15 protein-coding genes are annotated in these 17009 nt (G+C 29.9%); 6 read left to right on the top strand and 9 right to left on the bottom strand.

Annotation, left to right across the window (positions count from 1 at the left end):
- Nucleotides 1–3: 3 nt before the first annotated feature.
- A complete protein-coding gene (locus H3N56_RS04535; protein WP_370521054.1) occupies nt 4–624 on the top strand; it encodes a helix-turn-helix transcriptional regulator in 621 nt (206 codons plus the stop codon).
- A gap of 78 nt (nt 625–702) precedes the next feature.
- Nucleotides 703–987, top strand: coding sequence for a DUF1540 domain-containing protein (locus H3N56_RS04530; RefSeq protein ID WP_185880084.1), 285 nt, complete (start codon nt 703–705; stop codon nt 985–987).
- A 61-nt stretch (nt 988–1048) separates the two neighbouring features.
- Here the strand turns inward: H3N56_RS04530 and H3N56_RS04525 are convergent, their stop codons facing one another.
- Nucleotides 1049–1378: a DUF1904 domain-containing protein gene (locus H3N56_RS04525; RefSeq protein WP_185880083.1), complete on the bottom strand. Its 330-nt coding sequence runs from the start codon at nt 1376–1378 to the stop codon at nt 1049–1051.
- A 4-nt stretch (nt 1379–1382) separates the two neighbouring features.
- On the bottom strand, nt 1383–4154 hold the full coding sequence (locus H3N56_RS04520; protein ID WP_185880082.1) for a pitrilysin family protein: 2772 nt from the start codon (nt 4152–4154) through the stop codon (nt 1383–1385).
- Between the two features lie 133 nt (nt 4155–4287).
- Here H3N56_RS04520 and H3N56_RS04515 point away from each other — a divergent pair, with 133 nt between their 5' ends.
- The 4 genes from H3N56_RS04515 (at nt 4288) to H3N56_RS04500 (ending at nt 9495) form a co-directional block, all read left to right on the top strand.
- Complete coding sequence (locus H3N56_RS04515; protein ID WP_185880081.1) at nt 4288–5817, top strand: putative glycoside hydrolase; 1530 nt, start codon at nt 4288–4290, stop codon at nt 5815–5817.
- A gap of 72 nt (nt 5818–5889) precedes the next feature.
- The gene (gene truB / locus H3N56_RS04510) at nt 5890–6747 is read left to right on the top strand and encodes a tRNA pseudouridine(55) synthase TruB (RefSeq protein WP_185880080.1); all 858 of its coding nucleotides are present in this window, start codon (nt 5890–5892) and stop codon (nt 6745–6747) included.
- Between the two features lie 22 nt (nt 6748–6769).
- The gene (gene typA, locus H3N56_RS04505; RefSeq protein WP_185880079.1) at nt 6770–8575 is read left to right on the top strand and encodes a translational GTPase TypA; all 1806 of its coding nucleotides are present in this window, start codon (nt 6770–6772) and stop codon (nt 8573–8575) included.
- Nucleotides 8576–8649: 74 nt separating this feature from the next.
- Nucleotides 8650–9495, top strand: a complete 846-nt coding sequence (locus tag H3N56_RS04500; RefSeq protein ID WP_185880078.1) for an ankyrin repeat domain-containing protein — start codon at nt 8650–8652, stop codon at nt 9493–9495.
- Nucleotides 9496–9516: 21 nt separating this feature from the next.
- Here the strand turns inward: H3N56_RS04500 and H3N56_RS04495 are convergent, their stop codons facing one another.
- From H3N56_RS04495 to H3N56_RS04465, 7 genes are all read right to left on the bottom strand, one after another.
- Nucleotides 9517–10551, bottom strand: coding sequence for an asparaginase (locus H3N56_RS04495; protein ID WP_185880077.1), 1035 nt, complete (start codon nt 10549–10551; stop codon nt 9517–9519).
- 42 nt (nt 10552–10593) lie between these two features.
- Nucleotides 10594–12018 carry an aspartate ammonia-lyase gene (locus H3N56_RS04490; RefSeq protein ID WP_185880076.1) on the bottom strand — a complete coding sequence of 475 codons (1425 nt, stop codon included), beginning with the start codon at nt 12016–12018 and terminating at the stop codon, nt 10594–10596.
- Nucleotides 12019–12228: 210 nt separating this feature from the next.
- Nucleotides 12229–12771 carry a peptidylprolyl isomerase gene (locus tag H3N56_RS04485; protein ID WP_185880075.1) on the bottom strand — a complete coding sequence of 181 codons (543 nt, stop codon included), beginning with the start codon at nt 12769–12771 and terminating at the stop codon, nt 12229–12231.
- Nucleotides 12772–12894: 123 nt separating this feature from the next.
- The gene (locus H3N56_RS04480) at nt 12895–13548 is read right to left on the bottom strand and encodes a hypothetical protein (RefSeq protein WP_185880074.1); all 654 of its coding nucleotides are present in this window, start codon (nt 13546–13548) and stop codon (nt 12895–12897) included.
- Nucleotides 13549–13561: 13 nt separating this feature from the next.
- Nucleotides 13562–14776 (bottom strand): NAD(P)/FAD-dependent oxidoreductase, encoded by a 1215-nt coding sequence (locus H3N56_RS04475; protein ID WP_185880073.1) that lies wholly within the window; start codon nt 14774–14776, stop codon nt 13562–13564.
- Entirely contained in the window at nt 14776–15900 is a 1125-nt protein-coding gene (locus H3N56_RS04470) for a class I SAM-dependent RNA methyltransferase (protein WP_185881069.1), read from the bottom strand. Before H3N56_RS04470 ends, H3N56_RS04475 begins: the two co-directional genes overlap by 1 nt.
- A 22-nt stretch (nt 15901–15922) precedes the next feature.
- Nucleotides 15923–17008, bottom strand: coding sequence for an AI-2E family transporter (locus H3N56_RS04465; protein ID WP_185880072.1), 1086 nt, complete (start codon nt 17006–17008; stop codon nt 15923–15925).
- Nucleotide 17009: the final 1 nt, after the last annotated feature.

Here is a 17009-nt window from a genome sequence, read left to right as displayed (position 1 = left end):
GAGGTGAATAGTTTGGAATTAACAAGTAGACAAAAGGAAATAATAGAAATTGTTAAGATAAATGGTCCAGTAACAGGAGATTCTATAGGGCAAAAACTTTTACTTACAAGATCAGCACTAAGAACCGATTTTAGAATTTTAGTAGAATTAGGATATATAGAATCAAAACCAAAAAAGGGATATATTTTTAAGACAGATAATATAAAGTCTAAAATGTTGATAAATACTGATATTGAAGTAAAAGATATAATGAGTCCTTCTGTTAGTGTTGAAGAGTCAATTAGTATTCATGAAACTATTGTTATGATGTTTTCAAAAGATGTAGGAAGTATTTTTGTCACTTCTGGAAAGTTTTTAAAGGGAATTGTTTCTAGAAAAGATTTATTAAAAGTTGTTATGGGAAAGATAGACACTGAAAAAACTCCAGTATCTCTTGTTATGACCAGAGTTCCAAATGTTATTTTTACTGAAAAGAATGACAAAATTAGAGATGCAGTGAAAAAACTCATAGAACATCAGATTGATTCTATGCCAGTTATAGAAAAAAATGGAAATAATTATGAGGTAATCGGAAGAATTACTAAGACTAATATAGCAAAATTATTTCTAGAGATATTTCAATAAAAAGTTGAAATAAAAAGGAATTTCTTTTCTATTTTTGTAAGAGAATTTCATGAAGGAGAAGAGGAGGGATTGCCTGATATGCCAATGACTAAAATTATTGAATGTGATGCGGAAAAGTGTGTTTATAACAAAGATAAAAAATGCCACACATATGGGATAAACGTCGGGGATGATCTACCAATTTGCGATACTTTCATGAAAGGAATAGAAAAAGCAGGAGCTTCATCTAGAACTATTGGTGGGATAGGCTCTTGTAAAGTTAAAGGTTGTACTTATAATGAAGGATTAGAATGTCATGCTGGTGGAGTGCATATGCATAAAACACGTGGACATGTGGATTGTAAAACATATCAAGAGAAATAAAAAATAAATGAATTCTCCTTCTAAAAAGGGGTATCTACAATGTAGATACCCCTTTTTTATTTTAGAAATGAACTCCATTATCGTAATAATTTTTTCCTTCTAGAGGATAGAAGATAACAGTAGTGTCGTTATTGTTTTTTAATTTTTTGCAAAAATCAGTTATAAGAGTAGCAACCTTATCTTGAGTTTCTTGACCACGATCAAACCACTGAACATCAACAAAGATGTATCCATCAACAATAGCACCATCAAAGATATATTCTGTTTCAGAGTGCTCGATAGTAAACCAAGTTCTATCACACTTTATAAGGGCTGTTAAGCCGTCTATTAGCTCTTTACTGTTCTCTATAAGTATATTTTTATCAATCCCTCTAAATTTTAAATGTGGCATGAAACTATTCCTCCTTTTCAGGTAGTAAAACTACCTCTACGTAATTATCCTTATCAATTAAGGTTTTTAAAAATTTTATCATATTTGCTTCTGTAATTAAAGAAGAATATTCATTAGGCGTTGGAACTGAGTAATCTTTTATAAATGAACTTTTATAGATAGATTGAGCCCAGAATAAATTTTTCTTTTGAGAAGTTTCATAATCAAGTTTATAATTTTCTAAAACATCTGCTATTTTAGAAGAATCTATTTGTCCAGAAACTAGATTATTTACAACATTTTTTACTGCTATAGATACTTCATTAACTCTTTTGATATCTGTACTAAAGCTTATTCTTAAATTGTTCTCGCCATAGTTAAACTGTTCGAAGTCAGATATTGAGTATATTGAATAAACTCCACCTAATTTTTCTCTAATTTCTTCAATTAATATTATATTTAAAATTTTAGAAAAAGCATTTGCCATAATTCTGTTATTGTTATCATATTTTAATGTATATGGATATATTATAGTGACAGTAGCTTTCTTATCTACACCTTTAACTAAAGTTTCTTTAATTATACCACTAGGTTTTTTTATATTTAATGGTGTAATATTTACATCTGTATTTGATACTGGAAGTGTTGCAAAATATTTTGTTATTATCTTTTCAAAAGTTTCTTTATCAATAGAACCAACTACGATAAGTTTAAAATCTTTAAAATTTGAAAATTTATTTTTAAATACAGCAATACTATCTTTTTCATTTATTTTATCTAGGTCTGAAAGTGTCAGTGGTGTTCTTCTAGGATTGAAATTACTCATAATTCCTTTTATTTTATCAGAGTAAACTAATTTTGGTGAATTTTCTCTATTTTTAATTTGTTCAGATAATTTCTCTTTTGTATTATTAAAAATTTCAGTATTAATTTGTGGATTCTCAATAATAGTTCTCATTAAATCTAAAGATGTAGATAAATTTTCTTTGTCAGAAGTTATAGTAAATCCTTGCTCATAATCTTCTATGTATAAATTTACTGAGAAATTTTTACCTTTCATAAAGAGTTCAACTTCTTCATAATTTAAATTTCCAACTCCAGAATTTGAAATTAAATAAGGAGCAACTAAAGAGTTTAAATAAAGATTGAATTTTTCATCAGAACTTCCCTCTTCTTTGAAAAGTTGCATTGATATTTTATCTTTATCAAAATCCGTTTGTTTATAAAAAACTTGTAATCCGTTTGATAATGTATAGGTAGTATAGTCTTTTTTCTCTACAGTACTTTTGATAGTTCCAACTCCAAAATCAGAAGTTTTAAGTTTTAAATTATTATAATTTAAATTGTTATCTACAGTCTTCTCATTTTTAACTTCAGATATAATAGTTTTGATTTCATTATCAGTTGGAAGATTTAAGTTTTCTTTAGTTGGAGCAGTCATAAATATAACTTGTTCACCATTATAGATATTTGAGGCTCTGTTTTGTATATCTTCAGGAGTGATAGATGGAAGTAGTTTCTCAACTTCTAAAAGTTCGTTTTCAGGTTCCATAAAAGTATTCTTTGATAAGTAAAATTCTTTTATAGATTCAACGAATGTTCTATTTTGAATACTAGTACGATTGTTTACAATTTGTTTAATTGATGATAAAAGTTCTTTTTTTGCACTTTCTAACTCTTCATTTGAAATCTTAGTTGTTGCTAAGATTTTTAAAGGTCTGATACTTTCCTTGATACCCTCATTTATTTTATCCTCTTTTAAAGCTGTGCTCATAAAAGATAAGTTGTCAAAATTTCCAAAATTATTAGAATAATGATAGCCTACTAAAACTGGAGAATCTTTCTTTTTAGATAGTAGAGAGAAACGAGTATTTAAAATTTCTTCCATAATTTGAGAAATTAAATAATTTTTTAAATTTTGTTCAGAATTTATGGGATAACTATCTTCACGAGTAATAAAATTGATATTAACCGAAGTAAGTTCTGGATCAGAAAAAACCACAATTCTATTTTTAAAAGAGTTTCCGATTGCATAATCTTGAGGTTCTTTAAAGTCAGGAACACCTTCATAATTAAATGTTTGTTCTATATACATTTTTAAAGTTTCTGGAGTGAAGTCTCCAACTGCAATTACGGCCATATTTTTAGGTTGATACCATTTTTTATAATAACCTTTTAAAGTTTCAGAAGTAGCGCTATTAATTGTACTTGTAAGCCCTATTGGAAATCTTTCAGAATATCTCGAATCTCCAAAGATAGCAGCTTTTTGACTATCCCCAAGTCTTTGAGATAGACCTTGACGAAGTCTCCACTCTTCTAAAATTATATTCTTTTCACTTTTTACTGCTTCTTCTGCTAAAGTGACTTCTGTTGCCCATTCTTTTAAAACTTCTATTCCAATTTTTAAATCTTTTTCATTGGAAGGGATGTCTAACTTATAGACTGTTTCACCAAAGCTAGTGTATGCATTCAAGTCACCACCAAAGCTAAGACCAATGGATTGAAGATATTTAATCATTTCATTTTTTTCATACTTAGTGGTACCGTTAAATGCCATATGTTCTAAGAAATGAGCAATCCCTTGTTCTTTGTCTGTCTCTACAAGAGAACCAGATTTCACTACTAAATTTAGAGTGGCTCTGTTCTCAGGGTTAGAATTTTTGTATATAAAATATGTTAAACCATTGGGAAGAGTTCCGGTTAAAAGATTTTCGGAACTTTTCAGATCGTTACTAAAAGAAATCAGAGTGTAACAAATTAAAAATGTAAAAAAGAAAAAATTTCTGAATAGTTTCATTTTTAAACTCCTTTGATTAGTTGTTAGTTAATTTTAACAAAGAACTGTAGGTTTTTCTAGTCAAAGATAAAAAAAAATGATACCTTATTTAGTGAAGTGAGTTAAAATATCGAATATAGATACGGAGGAAAAAGTGAGAGTTAGAAGCAAAAGAAGATTTTGTAGTTTTTTAACATTTTTATTTTTGTTATTAGGGCTGGGAATATTTTTACTTTTTAATAAATTAAGTAAGGACGAAAAGCCACAAGAAAAAGTTATAGAAGTGATTGAGATAGAGCTTTTTCCAAAAGAGATAGAAAAAAAAACTGAAAAATCAATAGAGAAATCAATAGAAAATAATGAAGTTACAGAAGAAGTTAAGGTTTTGGAAAGTCAAAGTTCAGTAAAATACATAAATACAAATAATCAGAAAGTAACGGATAGTTTAGAATCAGATAAAAAAATAGATTTTTTAAGAAAAGGAACTAAGATTAATATTTTAGAGACTAAAGTTAAAAAAGATAAAGAAATGAATGAAAATTGGGTCAAGATAAGTTATAAGAAAGATTTGAAAGAAAGAACAGGATGGGTTCCAGAAAAGAGTTTAGTTAGTAGTTTACTACAAACTCTGCCAAAAGATTGGGCAAATTTAGATTTTAGCTACGATAAACCAATGGCTGATTACCCAAATAATAGAAAGGTTGTAGTAAAGGGCGTATATATAAATATACATACTATGGCGAGCGAGAAAAAATTAGAAAGACTTATAGCACTTACAAAAAAGACTGAGATAAATGCCTTTGTAATAGATGTTAAAGATGATAATGGAGTTCTTTTATTTAAAATGGATGCTGCTGATAAGTATAATCCTTTAGCAAATAAATATATTCCTATAAAAAATATAGATCAAATAATGAAAAAATTAAAAGAAAATAATATTTACACAATAGCTAGAATAGTTTCATTTAAAGATCCACTATATGCAAAAGCTAATCCAGATAAAGCTATAACGAATAGACAAACTAATGAGCCTTTCACAAATAGTGATGGAATAATCTGGGTTTCACCACATGATAGAAACCTTTGGGCATATAATATATCTGTTGCAGAAGAAGCTGCAAAAATCGGATTTAATGAAATACAGTTTGATTATGTTAGATTTCCAGCTTCCAATGGAGGAAAGCTTGATAAAGTTTTAGATTATAAAAATACAAAAAAAGAATCAAAGCCAGAAACTATACAACAATATTTAAAATATGCTAGAAATAGACTATCTCCTCTACAAGTTTATACAAGTGCAGATATTTATGGACAGATTGGAACTTTTCCAGATGATATGGCTCTTGGACAGTACTGGGAAGCTATAGCTGGAGTAGTTGACTATGTTTCACCGATGAAATATCCGAGTCATTACGGAAATGGTGCTTATGGAATCCCAGTTCCAGATGCTCAGCCATATAAAACAATTTATGCTTCTACAAGAGATTCTGTAAACAGAAATGAAAATATTGAAAATCCAGCTATTATTAGACCGTGGATTCAGGCTTTCACTGCTAAGTGGGTAAAGGGAAATATACCTTATAGAGAGAAGGAAATTAAAGAACAAATAAGAGCTATGAAGGATTTAGGAGTGAACGAATATCTGCTTTGGAGTCCTAGTAATAATTATGACATAGGTGCATAAAAAATAGATGTTCAAAAAAAGTATAATGTATGATATAATATCATGTGAATCTGTAAATGGAGTTGATTTCTTTTGGAAGGAATAGTAATAATTGACAAACCGACAGGGATTACTTCTTTCGATGTGATAAGAAAACTGAGAAGAATTCTTAAAGAGAGAAGAATTGGACATACTGGAACTTTAGATCCTTTGGCAACAGGAGTTTTAGTTGTGTGTGTTGGAAGAGCCACAAAATTAGCACAGGATATCGAAGGTTATGATAAAATGTATATAGCTGATTTTGAATTAGGATACAAAACAGATACATATGACACTGAAGGAAAAATTATTCTTACAGGAGAAAAAAATAGTGTATCAAAAGAAGAGTTACTTAAAACTCTTGAAAAATTTAAAGGTCCAATTAATCAGATTCCTCCGATGTACTCTGCAATAAAGATTGACGGTAAAAAACTTTATGAGTTAGCTAGAGAGGGAAAAGAAATTGAAAGACCTGCAAGACCTGTAGTTATAAAAACTTTAGAATTATTAGAGTTTGATGGAACTAAGGGTAAAATCAAGTGTGAAGTTTCAAAAGGAACGTATATAAGATCTTTAATAGATGACATAGGTATAGATTTAGGAACTTATGCTACTATGAGTGGACTTAGAAGAACTGAAGTTGGAACTGCTAATGTTGAGAATGGCTTTACATTTGAGATGTTAGAAAAGATGGCTGAAGAAAATGATTTCTCATTTTTAAAAAGCATTGAAGAATATTTTGATTTTGAAAAAACTGAAATAACAGAAGAGAAGGATTTAACTCTATTTAGAAATGGTCAGAGAGTAAAAAAAGATTTGGCTGATGGAAAATACAGAGTTTATTGTAATAAAGAATTTCTTGGTTTAGCGGAATGCACAAGGAATTTATTAAAAGGTTATAAATACTATTAATTATATATAGAGAGGATGAGATATGAAAATAAAAAACATAGCGATTATCGCTCACGTTGACCATGGAAAAACAACTTTGGTTGACTGTTTATTAAGACAATCTGGAGTTTTTGGAGCACACGAATTAGAGAGAGTTGCTGAAAGAGTAATGGACTCGAATGATATCGAAAAAGAGAGAGGAATCACAATATTCTCTAAGAATGCTGCAGTAAACTACAAAGATTACAAAATCAACATAGTTGATACTCCAGGCCATGCTGACTTCGGAGGAGAGGTTCAAAGAATAATGAAGATGGTTGACTCAGTAGTTTTACTAGTTGATGCATTCGAAGGACCAATGCCACAAACTAAATACGTTTTAAAGAAAGCTTTAGAGCAAGGTCATAGACCAATAGTTGTTGTAAATAAAGTTGATAGACCAGGAGCAAGACCAGAAGAGGTTCTATACATGGTTTACGATTTATTTATAGAGCTAAATGCTAATGAACTTCAACTTGAGTTCCCAGTAGTATATGCTTCAGGAAAAGCAGGATTTGCTAAGAAAGAATTAGAAGATGTAAGTGAGAACATGTTACCTCTATTTGAAACTATTCTTGAGCACGTTGAAGATCCAGAAGGGGAAATCGATAAGCCATTACAATTCCTAATTACAAATATAGAGTACGATAACTATGTTGGTAAACTTGGAGTAGGTAGAATTGCAAACGGAACTATCAGAAGAAACCAAGACATCATGCTTATAAAGAGAGATGGAAAAATGGTGAAAGGTAAAGTTTCAGTTCTTTATGGATATGAAGGATTAAAAAGAGTAGAAATTCAAGAAGCTTTTGCTGGAGATATAATCTCAGTAGCTGGAATGGAAAATATAGATATCGGAGAAACTATGGCAGATATCAACAATCCTATAGCTTTACCAGTTATCGATATTGATGAACCAACTCTTGCTATGACATTCATGGTAAACGATTCTCCATTTGCTGGAAAAGAAGGAAAGTTTGTAACTTCTAGAAACATATGGGATAGACTTCAAAAAGAGCTTCAAACTAACGTAAGTATGAGAGTAGAAGCAACTGAAACTCCTGATGCTTTCGTAGTTAAAGGAAGAGGAGAACTTCAACTTTCTATATTACTTGAGAACATGAGAAGAGAAGGGTTTGAAATTCAAGTTTCAAAACCAAGAGTTCTTATTAAAGATATTGACGGTGTTAAGCATGAGCCAATCGAGTTAGCTATGGTTGACGTTGATGAGGCCTTCACAGGTATCGTTATAGAGAAGATGGGAATCAGAAAGGGAGAAATGGTAGCAATGACTCCTGGAAATGATGGATATACAAGATTAGAATTTAAAGTTCCTGCAAGAGGACTTATAGGATTTAGAAATGAATTCTTAACAGATACAAAAGGATCTGGAATTCTTAACCATTCATTCTACGATTATGAAGTATACAAAGGAGAAATCCCTACAAGACCAAAAGGAGTTCTAATATCTTTAGAGATGGGTAAGACAATTGCTTATGCTTTAGGTGGACTTCAAGATAGAGGAATTATGTTCCTTGATCCAGGTGTAGATGTATACGAAGGTATGATCGTTGGAGAACATAACAGAGAGAACGATTTAGTTGTAAACGTATGTAAGACTAAAAAGTTAACAAACATGAGAGCTTCTGGAAGTGATGATGCTGTTAAACTAGCTACTCCAAGAAGATTAACTCTAGAGCAAGCTCTAGATTACATAACAGATGAAGAACTAGTAGAGATTACTCCAACTAATGTTAGAATCAGAAAGAAATATTTAAAAGATTCAGATAGAAGAAAGAATTCTAAGTAGTTTTTGAATAATTTTAGCTTCAAGAAAAAACCGTATACGGGGATTTCTTGAAGCTATTTTTATAGGGGGGAATAATGAAAAAATTTATTATTTTTATTTTATGTTCGATATTTTTTTTGAGTTGTAGTAATCAAAAATTAAAACAGCAATATTTAGATGAAGAAATTGTGTCGGCGATATCAGCTGATAATCCATATATTTTAAATAATTTTTTGAATTCAGGATTTCCAATCAATTATAAATTTTCAGATGGAAATACATTAATTACATTAGCATTAAGACAAGATTCTATAGAAAGTTTAAAAGTTTTGCTTGAAAAAGGTGTCAATATTAATCAGGAGATAGGAGAAATACCTATTTCTGGAACAGATAGAAAAAATCCAATTCAAACTCCTATTTTTTACGCTAGAAGTATGAGGGCATTAAAGTTGCTTGTAGAAAATGGTGCCTCTATAAACGCTATAAATGGAGCCGGAGATCCCTTGCTTACATATTTTATAAAGTACAGGCCTCTAGATTACTCTGAGTATTTAGTGCAATTAGGAGCTAACTTAAACTTAGTTGATAGTGGTGGATGGACACCTATATTTTGGGCCAGTATTAGTGGAAATGAAAGATTAATTAATAGTATGTACAATAAAAATAGAGATGTATTTATTCAAAGAGATGAGAAGTTAAATTATCCAATATATTATGCATATGACTCTGAAAATATAAGAGCTCTTATAAAAGGAAATTATGATATGAAAGCTAGAAATATATATAAAGAAAATATTTTAGGAGAAGTTTATCTTCGTTTAGTATTTAATGGAGATGAGGATCTAGCAAAATTACTTATAAAAAAAGGTGTTAATCCCAAATATACATCTTATGGTCAAAATGTTTGGAGTGAGCAAAAAGAGGCACAATCTAAGAAATGAATCTTAGGTTGTACCTCTTTTTTAATTATTGCTTTGCTCTCCGATTAAATTTAATTCCATAAGTTTTTGAATTTCATTCTTTGGAAGATTTTTACCAAGAAGATACATAAGCTTTGTGATTGCAGTTTCTGGAGTCATATCATGGCCACTGATAAGACCTACTTTAGATAAGAGAGCACTAGTCTCATAAAGTCCCATTTTAACTGAACCTGTAATGCACTGGGTGATATTAATTATAATAATATCTTTTTTAGAAATATATTCTAAAACATCTAAGAACTCTTTTTCTGTTGGAGCATTACCATTTCCAAAAGTTCTAAGAATTATTCCTTTTAAATCAGTAGAGGAATCAATCAGAGCTTTTAAATACTTAGGTTTTAATCCAGGGAACAATTCTATTACAAGAATGCTATTATCAGCAACTGCATCTACATAAAATTTTTCATTTGATATAGGAAGTACTCTTTCTTGGAAAATGCTGATTTCTGCACCTACTTCACCAAGTGGAAGGTAATTAGGTGATGAAAATCCAAAGTAATTTCTAGCATCAATTTTTCTAGCTCTATTTCCTCTTAGTAGAGTATCTCTAAAAAAGATACATACCTCAGGAACTAATGGAACTCCATAGATTTCATTTCCTGCAATTTCAATAGATGTTATCAAGTTTTGCAAAGCATCACTTCTTGAAAAATTTAAAGGAACTTGAGAACCTGTAAAAATTATGGGCTTATTTAGATTTTTAAGCATAAAGGAAACCCCGGATGCACTAAATGCCATAGTATCAGTTCCATGTAATATAACAAACCCTCTATAGTTATCGTAGTTTTTTTCAATAACCTTAGCTATATCAATCCAAATTTGTGGATTCATATTAGAAGAATCTATAAGTTTTTTAAATTGATAGTAGTCAGTTTTATATTTTTGTAAAATTGGATGCTCTTTTGCAATCTCGTTCCAATTTGTAGCTGGTCTTAAAGGGCTATTAGAATCATTTGGATCATCATTGACCATTCCAATAGTTCCACCGGTATTTATTATTAATATCTTTTCTAACATGAATCCTCCAAAATATAAAGTGATGTCTTATATACTATTCTATCACTTTTGTTTGTTTTTTAGAATTCTTTTTCCTGGGATTCCAGGCTTTGTCATTTCAAATGGATCTAAAATTATATCTAGTTCTTCTTTCGTTAGAAGTTCTTTTTGAAGTACTAATTGAGCAACAGGAATTCCAGTTTTTATAGATTCTTTTGCAATAGCTGCAGCATTTTTATATCCTATATGAGGATTAAGAGCTGTTATGATACCAACACTTCTATCTACCCAATGTTTGCAATTTTCTTCATTTGCAGTTATTCCAGAAATACAGTTGTCAATTAAAGTATCAACACCATTTTTAAGTATTTCTATAGATTGGAAAAGATTGAAAAATAAAACTGGTTCAAAAACATTTAATTCTAATTGTCCAGCTTCAGCAGCTTTAGTTATAGTTAAATCATTTCCAAAAACTTGGAAGCATATTTGGTTCATTACTTCAGCAATAACTGGATTTACTTTTCCAGGCATGATTGAAGACCCTGGTTGCTGTTGTGGAAGGTTTATTTCTGCGATACCAGCTTTAGGTCCAGAAGCCATAAGTCTAATGTCATTAGCCATTTTAGAAAGATTCACAGCACAAACTTTTAAAGCTGATGATAACCAAACAAAACTATCTAAGTTTCTAGTCCCATCAACTAAATCATATGATTGATGGAATTCTATTCCAGTAACTTCTGAAAGGATTCTAACAACATTATGTACGTATTCGATATCTGCATTTAATCCAGTTCCAACAGCAGTTGCTCCCATATTAACATATCTTAAGTCGTCAAGAGCTGTTTTAATTCTCTTGATATCTCTTTGTATAGGTTGAGCATAAGCTTTGAACTCTTGTCCTAATCTAATAGGTACAGCATCTTGAAGATGTGTTCTTCCCATTTTTATTACATGGTCAAATTCTTCACTTTTTTTCATAAGAGTTGAATACAATCTCTCAAGAGTAGAGATAAGTTCAGTTGTCATAATTTGAATAGTAACTTTTCCAGTTGTTGGAATAACATCATTTGTAGATTGTCCGTAATTAACGTGATCGTTAGGATCAACTTTGTCATATTTCCCAAGTTCTCCACCAAGTATTTCTCCGGCTCTATTTGCAATGACTTCATTCATATTCATATTCATAGATGTTCCAGCTCCACCCTGGATAACGTCAGTTATGAATTGGTCTTTGAATTGTCCTTCTATAATTTCGTTTGATGCTAATATCATAGCATCAGAAACATCTTGAGATATTACTCCTGCATCAAAATTTGCAATAGTTGCAGCTTTTTTTACATATGCTAAAGCTTTTATAAAATTATCTCCTAATCTATAGCCAGTTATATTGAAGTTATTTTGTCCTCTTAAAGATTGTACCCCATAATATGCTTTTTCTGGAACTTGAATAGTCCCGATTGAATCACTTTCTAATCTGAATTTTTCCATTCTAACCCTCCAAATGTATTTAGTAATTTTATAATACATCTTGTGTTCTTTAATTGCAAGATTTTTTTGAAAACAACCTAAAAATAGTAAAACAGAACATATATATGACAAATAACACACTAAAAAAAATAAAAATGGAAAAATAATTTCATGTAATTAAATAAAAAAAACACCAACTTACAGAATTATAAGTCAGTGTTTTTAAGTTAATTAGTATTGTCTAAGGTTTGGAAATTGAGAATCTAAGATTTCATCCATATTAGAAGTAAATTCAGCATTTTCTTCATTTTTTAAGAATTCATCAACATCTCCAGTTATTTCTATAGTAGTTATTAAATCTCCTTGAGAAATTGAATCTACTACTTTTTGATCATCTTCAGAAACTACTTCACCAAATATTGTATGTTTGTAGTTTAACCAAGGAGTCTCAACGTGAGTGATAAAGAATTGAGAACCATTTGTTTCAGGTCCTGCATTAGCCATAGCTAATTTTCCTTTCTTGTCGAAAACTACACCCTCTTCAAACTCATCGATAAATTGGTATCCTGGTCCACCAGAACCAGTTCCAGTAGGATCTCCTCCTTGAATCATGAAGTCAGAAATAACTCTGTGGAATTTTAATCCATCATAATACCCTCTTTTTGCTAAATGAGCAAAATTTAAAACTGTAACGGGTGCAACCTCTGGGAAAAGTCTTAAGTTGATTTCCCCTTTTGAAGTAACTATTTTAGCATTTAAAACTATGTTATCCATTAATTTTACCTCCCTATTTTTTCCTAATATTGGTTTATTTTTTGTAAAAACTTTCTTAAAAGTAAAAAAAGTTGTGAAGACAATTGCAAGTATAAAGAAGTATTTTGAAAACTTAAACATGAATTATTCCCCCATTTTAAAACTGTTTTTATATACTTTTAAAAGTTCATCCTTAGAGATTGTACCATAAATTTCATAATTCCATTTGAAATTTATTTTTTTTCTAAGAGTTTTTATTGTGCTATCTAACTTTAATAACTGGGCCTCTAAAACTCTATATTCTTCTCTCACAGGTTGAAGCTTATAAATTATATCAAATTGAGCCTCTTCTTGTATAGTATCTTTTAATTCATTTTCAAGAATTGTTTCTTGATCTAAAATAATATTTATTTTATCTATCAAAATTTGTTGAGCATTTAAAAGTTTTGAAAGTTCGTAGTCAAATAAATTTTTAACTACTTCAGCTCCAGAATTTCCCTTTAGGTTTTCTCTTTTTTCTTGTTGTGACTTTATAAAGTTTGAACTTAAATTATTATTTTTTAAAATTTCTTCAATAGTTGTTTCGATAAAGTAAAATTTTTCATCTTCTAATTCTGAAAAATCTAATCCTATTATTCCTAAATAGATTTTTTCATATTTATCAATAACATCTTTTTGTATGATTTCTGTAGCAGAAATATCACCAATATTATTATACTCATCAATTTGTGCATTTGCAATTTTTAAAACTTCAAGTATAACTTCAATTGCAAAATTTTTAAATTCTATTCTATTCACTAAAGATTCCTCCTTAAATTATATTTTTAGAAACGAGTACACCCATTGAGATAGCTGCTTGAATATTAAATCCACCAGTATCCCCATCAATATCTAACACTTCTCCAGCAAAATATAACCCTTTTACCAATTTAGATTCTAAAGTTTTAGGATTTATAGAATCTATTGAAACTCCACCAGTTGTTACCATTGCAATATTATAATCTCCCATTCTAGAAATAGAAAATTTATTTTTACAAAGAGAAGAGACTATTTTATTTCTCTGAATTTTGGTAAGTTCAGCTAATTTAGTATCCTCTGGAATTTCATTAATTTTTAAGATTTTTTTGATAAATCTATCAGGATAATTGAGTTCTGATAGCAATTTTTTTATAGTTCTTTTACCTTTTTCTTCAGCAGTTTCTATAATGCTGCTCTCTAACTTTTTCTCATCTAAATTCTCGAAGTTTATTTCAAGAATATCATTTTTTTCCATATATCTAGAACAATCAAGAATTCCTGGTCCACTGAAATTATCGTGTGTTATAAGTAATGGACCGATATTTTCGGCTATCTTTTTATTATCTCTTAAAATTGTAATTTTTGCTTTTGGAAAACTAATACCAGATAAATCTGAGAAAATATAATCTTTTACATAAACTGGTGTTAGCGCTGGTTTTGGTTCGATTATTGAGTGCCCAAATTTTTTAGCTAAATTGTAACCATCTCCAGTTGTTCCAACTGAAGGATAAGATTTCCCGCCAGTGGATATAAGAACATTTTTTCCAGAAATTATTAAATCGTTACTTTTAATTGAAAAAATAGTTTCTTTAGTAATGCAATCTACAGGAGAATTTAAATATAAATCTATCTTAAGATTTTTACAAATTGCTGTAAGAAGATTTACAACGTCAATAGATTTAAAAGTTTCAGGAAAATACTTTCCACTTTCTTCTATTTTAACCAAAGGAAGTCCGTTTTCTTTAAAGAAATTGATAAGTTCCTGAGGTTGATAGTTATATAAACTTGGTTTTAAAATTTTTCCGTGAGTCCCATATCTATTTAAAAAATCTTTGTAGTCACCTTCATGAGTAAGATTACATTTTCCAGCTCCGGCTACAAGTATTTTATTCCCTAATCTTTTCATTTTTTCAACAAGGGCAACTTTTAATCCCTTTTCAGCAGCGTAGATAGCGGAAAAAATTCCAGCTGGACCAGCTCCAACAACTACTAAGTCGTAAACCATCATTATTTAGCTCCGTAATATTGGTAGTAATAACACTTTATACCACCATTATAAAGTTTTCTATTTTTTGTTGCTTTCTTTCCAAAAGCATCCTCAAATTTTTCAAATGCTGTTATTACATAATAAGACCATTTAGGGAATCTCATTCTGAAGATATCTCCCATAAGACCATAAAGTCTCTCAACAGCATCATCATCAAGAAGTCTATCTCCGTAAGGCGGGTTGGTAATAATTGCACCTTTAGGAGCATCAGTTTCTAGATGTAGGAAATTTTGACAACTGAATGTAATATCTTCATCTACACCAGCTTTCTTAGCATTTAATTTAGCTATTTCTATAGTTTCCTCATCTAAGTCCGATGCGAAGATAGTAACCTCTTTATCATAGTCTTCAGCTGAGAAAGCCTCATCTCTAACATCTATCCAAAGGTCACTAGGGATGATGTCCCATCCTTCAGAAACAAAGTTTCTGTTAACACCTGGAGCTACATTTCTAGCAATCATAGCTGCTTCAATAGCGATAGTACCAGTACCACACATAGGATCAATTAGAGGAAGTTCCCCACCTTTCCATCTGCTAAGTTTTACTAAAGCTGCTGCCATAGTTTCTTTTAAAGGAGCTTCATTGATAAGGTTTCTATAACCTCTTTTATGGAGAGCTTCTCCACTTGTATCTAGCATGATTATAAAGATATCGTTATGAGCTTGGATTTTAATTTTATAAACTGGACCATCTTCAGGAAAAACATCTATGTTATAACTATTTTTAAGTCTTTCAACCATAGCTTTTTTTACAATCTTTTGAATATCAGATTTTGAAAAAAGTTTAGATTTTACAGAACTTACCCAACTAACTGGAAATTCTCCATTGATTGGAATAATTTCTTCCCATGCAATTTTTTTAATATTTTGAAATAAATCTTCAAAAGTTAAGGCTTTAAATTCAGCCATCTTGATATAAACTCTATCAGCACATCTAAGGTGAATATTTGCGGCTACTATTTCTTTTGCAGCTCCCTCAAATTCAACTCTTCCATTAAATGTTGTAACATTTTCAAATCCTAAATCAACACATTCATCTTTAACAACACTTTCAAGCCCCATAGAAGCAGAAGCAACTAAAGTCATTTTTTTCATATACACTTCCTTTTTAGTTAAATTTTTCATTTAACTTTTTAATATAAATCAATTTAATAATACCAAAAATTGGAACTCCTAAGAAGAGTCCAATAGGACCCATAATATTACCACAAACTAGTACTGCTACTATTGTCCAGAAGCTACTCATTCCAACTGTTTGAGATAAAATTTTTGGTCCAAGAATAAATCCATCAACACTTTGTCCTATAGCAATAGCTAGGAAAAGATAGATAATTTTGGCAGGTGCTGCAAGAACGATTAAAAACACAGCAATAATTCCTGCTACAATAGATCCGACATAAGGAATCATATTTCCTAATCCAATTAGCAAAGCACTAATTAAAGCGTAAGGGACGTTAGCAATGAGCATAACTATAAAAGCTGTAATTCCAACAGCTGCAGAAGTTATTACTCTTCCAAATATATATTTTAGAAAAATTTCTTGAGTTTTATCTAAAAAGATAACTATTTCAGTAGCTTTCTCTTTAGTCGTAAAAAGAACAAAGAAATTTTTTAAAAAACTAAGATAGTACTCTTTATCCTGTATTAGGAAAAGAGCTAAAAATATTCCTAAAAAGAAATTTAGAACACCTAAGACACCTTGAAAAATATCTAGTCCTAAAGTTAGAATTAGATTTCTAAGATTACCTAAATTACTTTTGAATAATCCAATTAAATTATTTTCAATTTCTGCTGGATCAAAAAAGAGCAGGTTCTTTTCCCTTAAAAATTCAATAATATGTGCAGCATTCGTATTTAGTGAAACTAGCATTTGTGGGAACCTACTAATCAAATCGTTTGTACTCATAATTAAATTTGGAACTATAATAAGAAAGACACCAATTATAAAGAGTACAACTAGCGAAACACTTAAAAGAATACTTAAGGTTCTATTGATTTTTAGGGAACGTCCTAATAAATTAACAATAGGATTTAAAAGTATAGCTATAAATATAGCATAAATAAAAGGTAGTGTCGCAGAGATTCCAGATTTAAATACTTCCATAAGAGAAGTATAGTTTTGGAAAAAACTTTGAAACAGTACTAATAAAAATCCTATAAAAAAAATTTTAAAGTAAAACTTTTTATCGAACATA

It is taken from the genome of Cetobacterium sp. 2A (assembly GCF_014250685.1).
GTDB lineage: Bacteria > Fusobacteriota > Fusobacteriia > Fusobacteriales > Fusobacteriaceae > Cetobacterium.
Note: the sequence above shows the minus strand (reverse complement) of the source record. Positions and strands in the feature narration are given on the sequence as shown.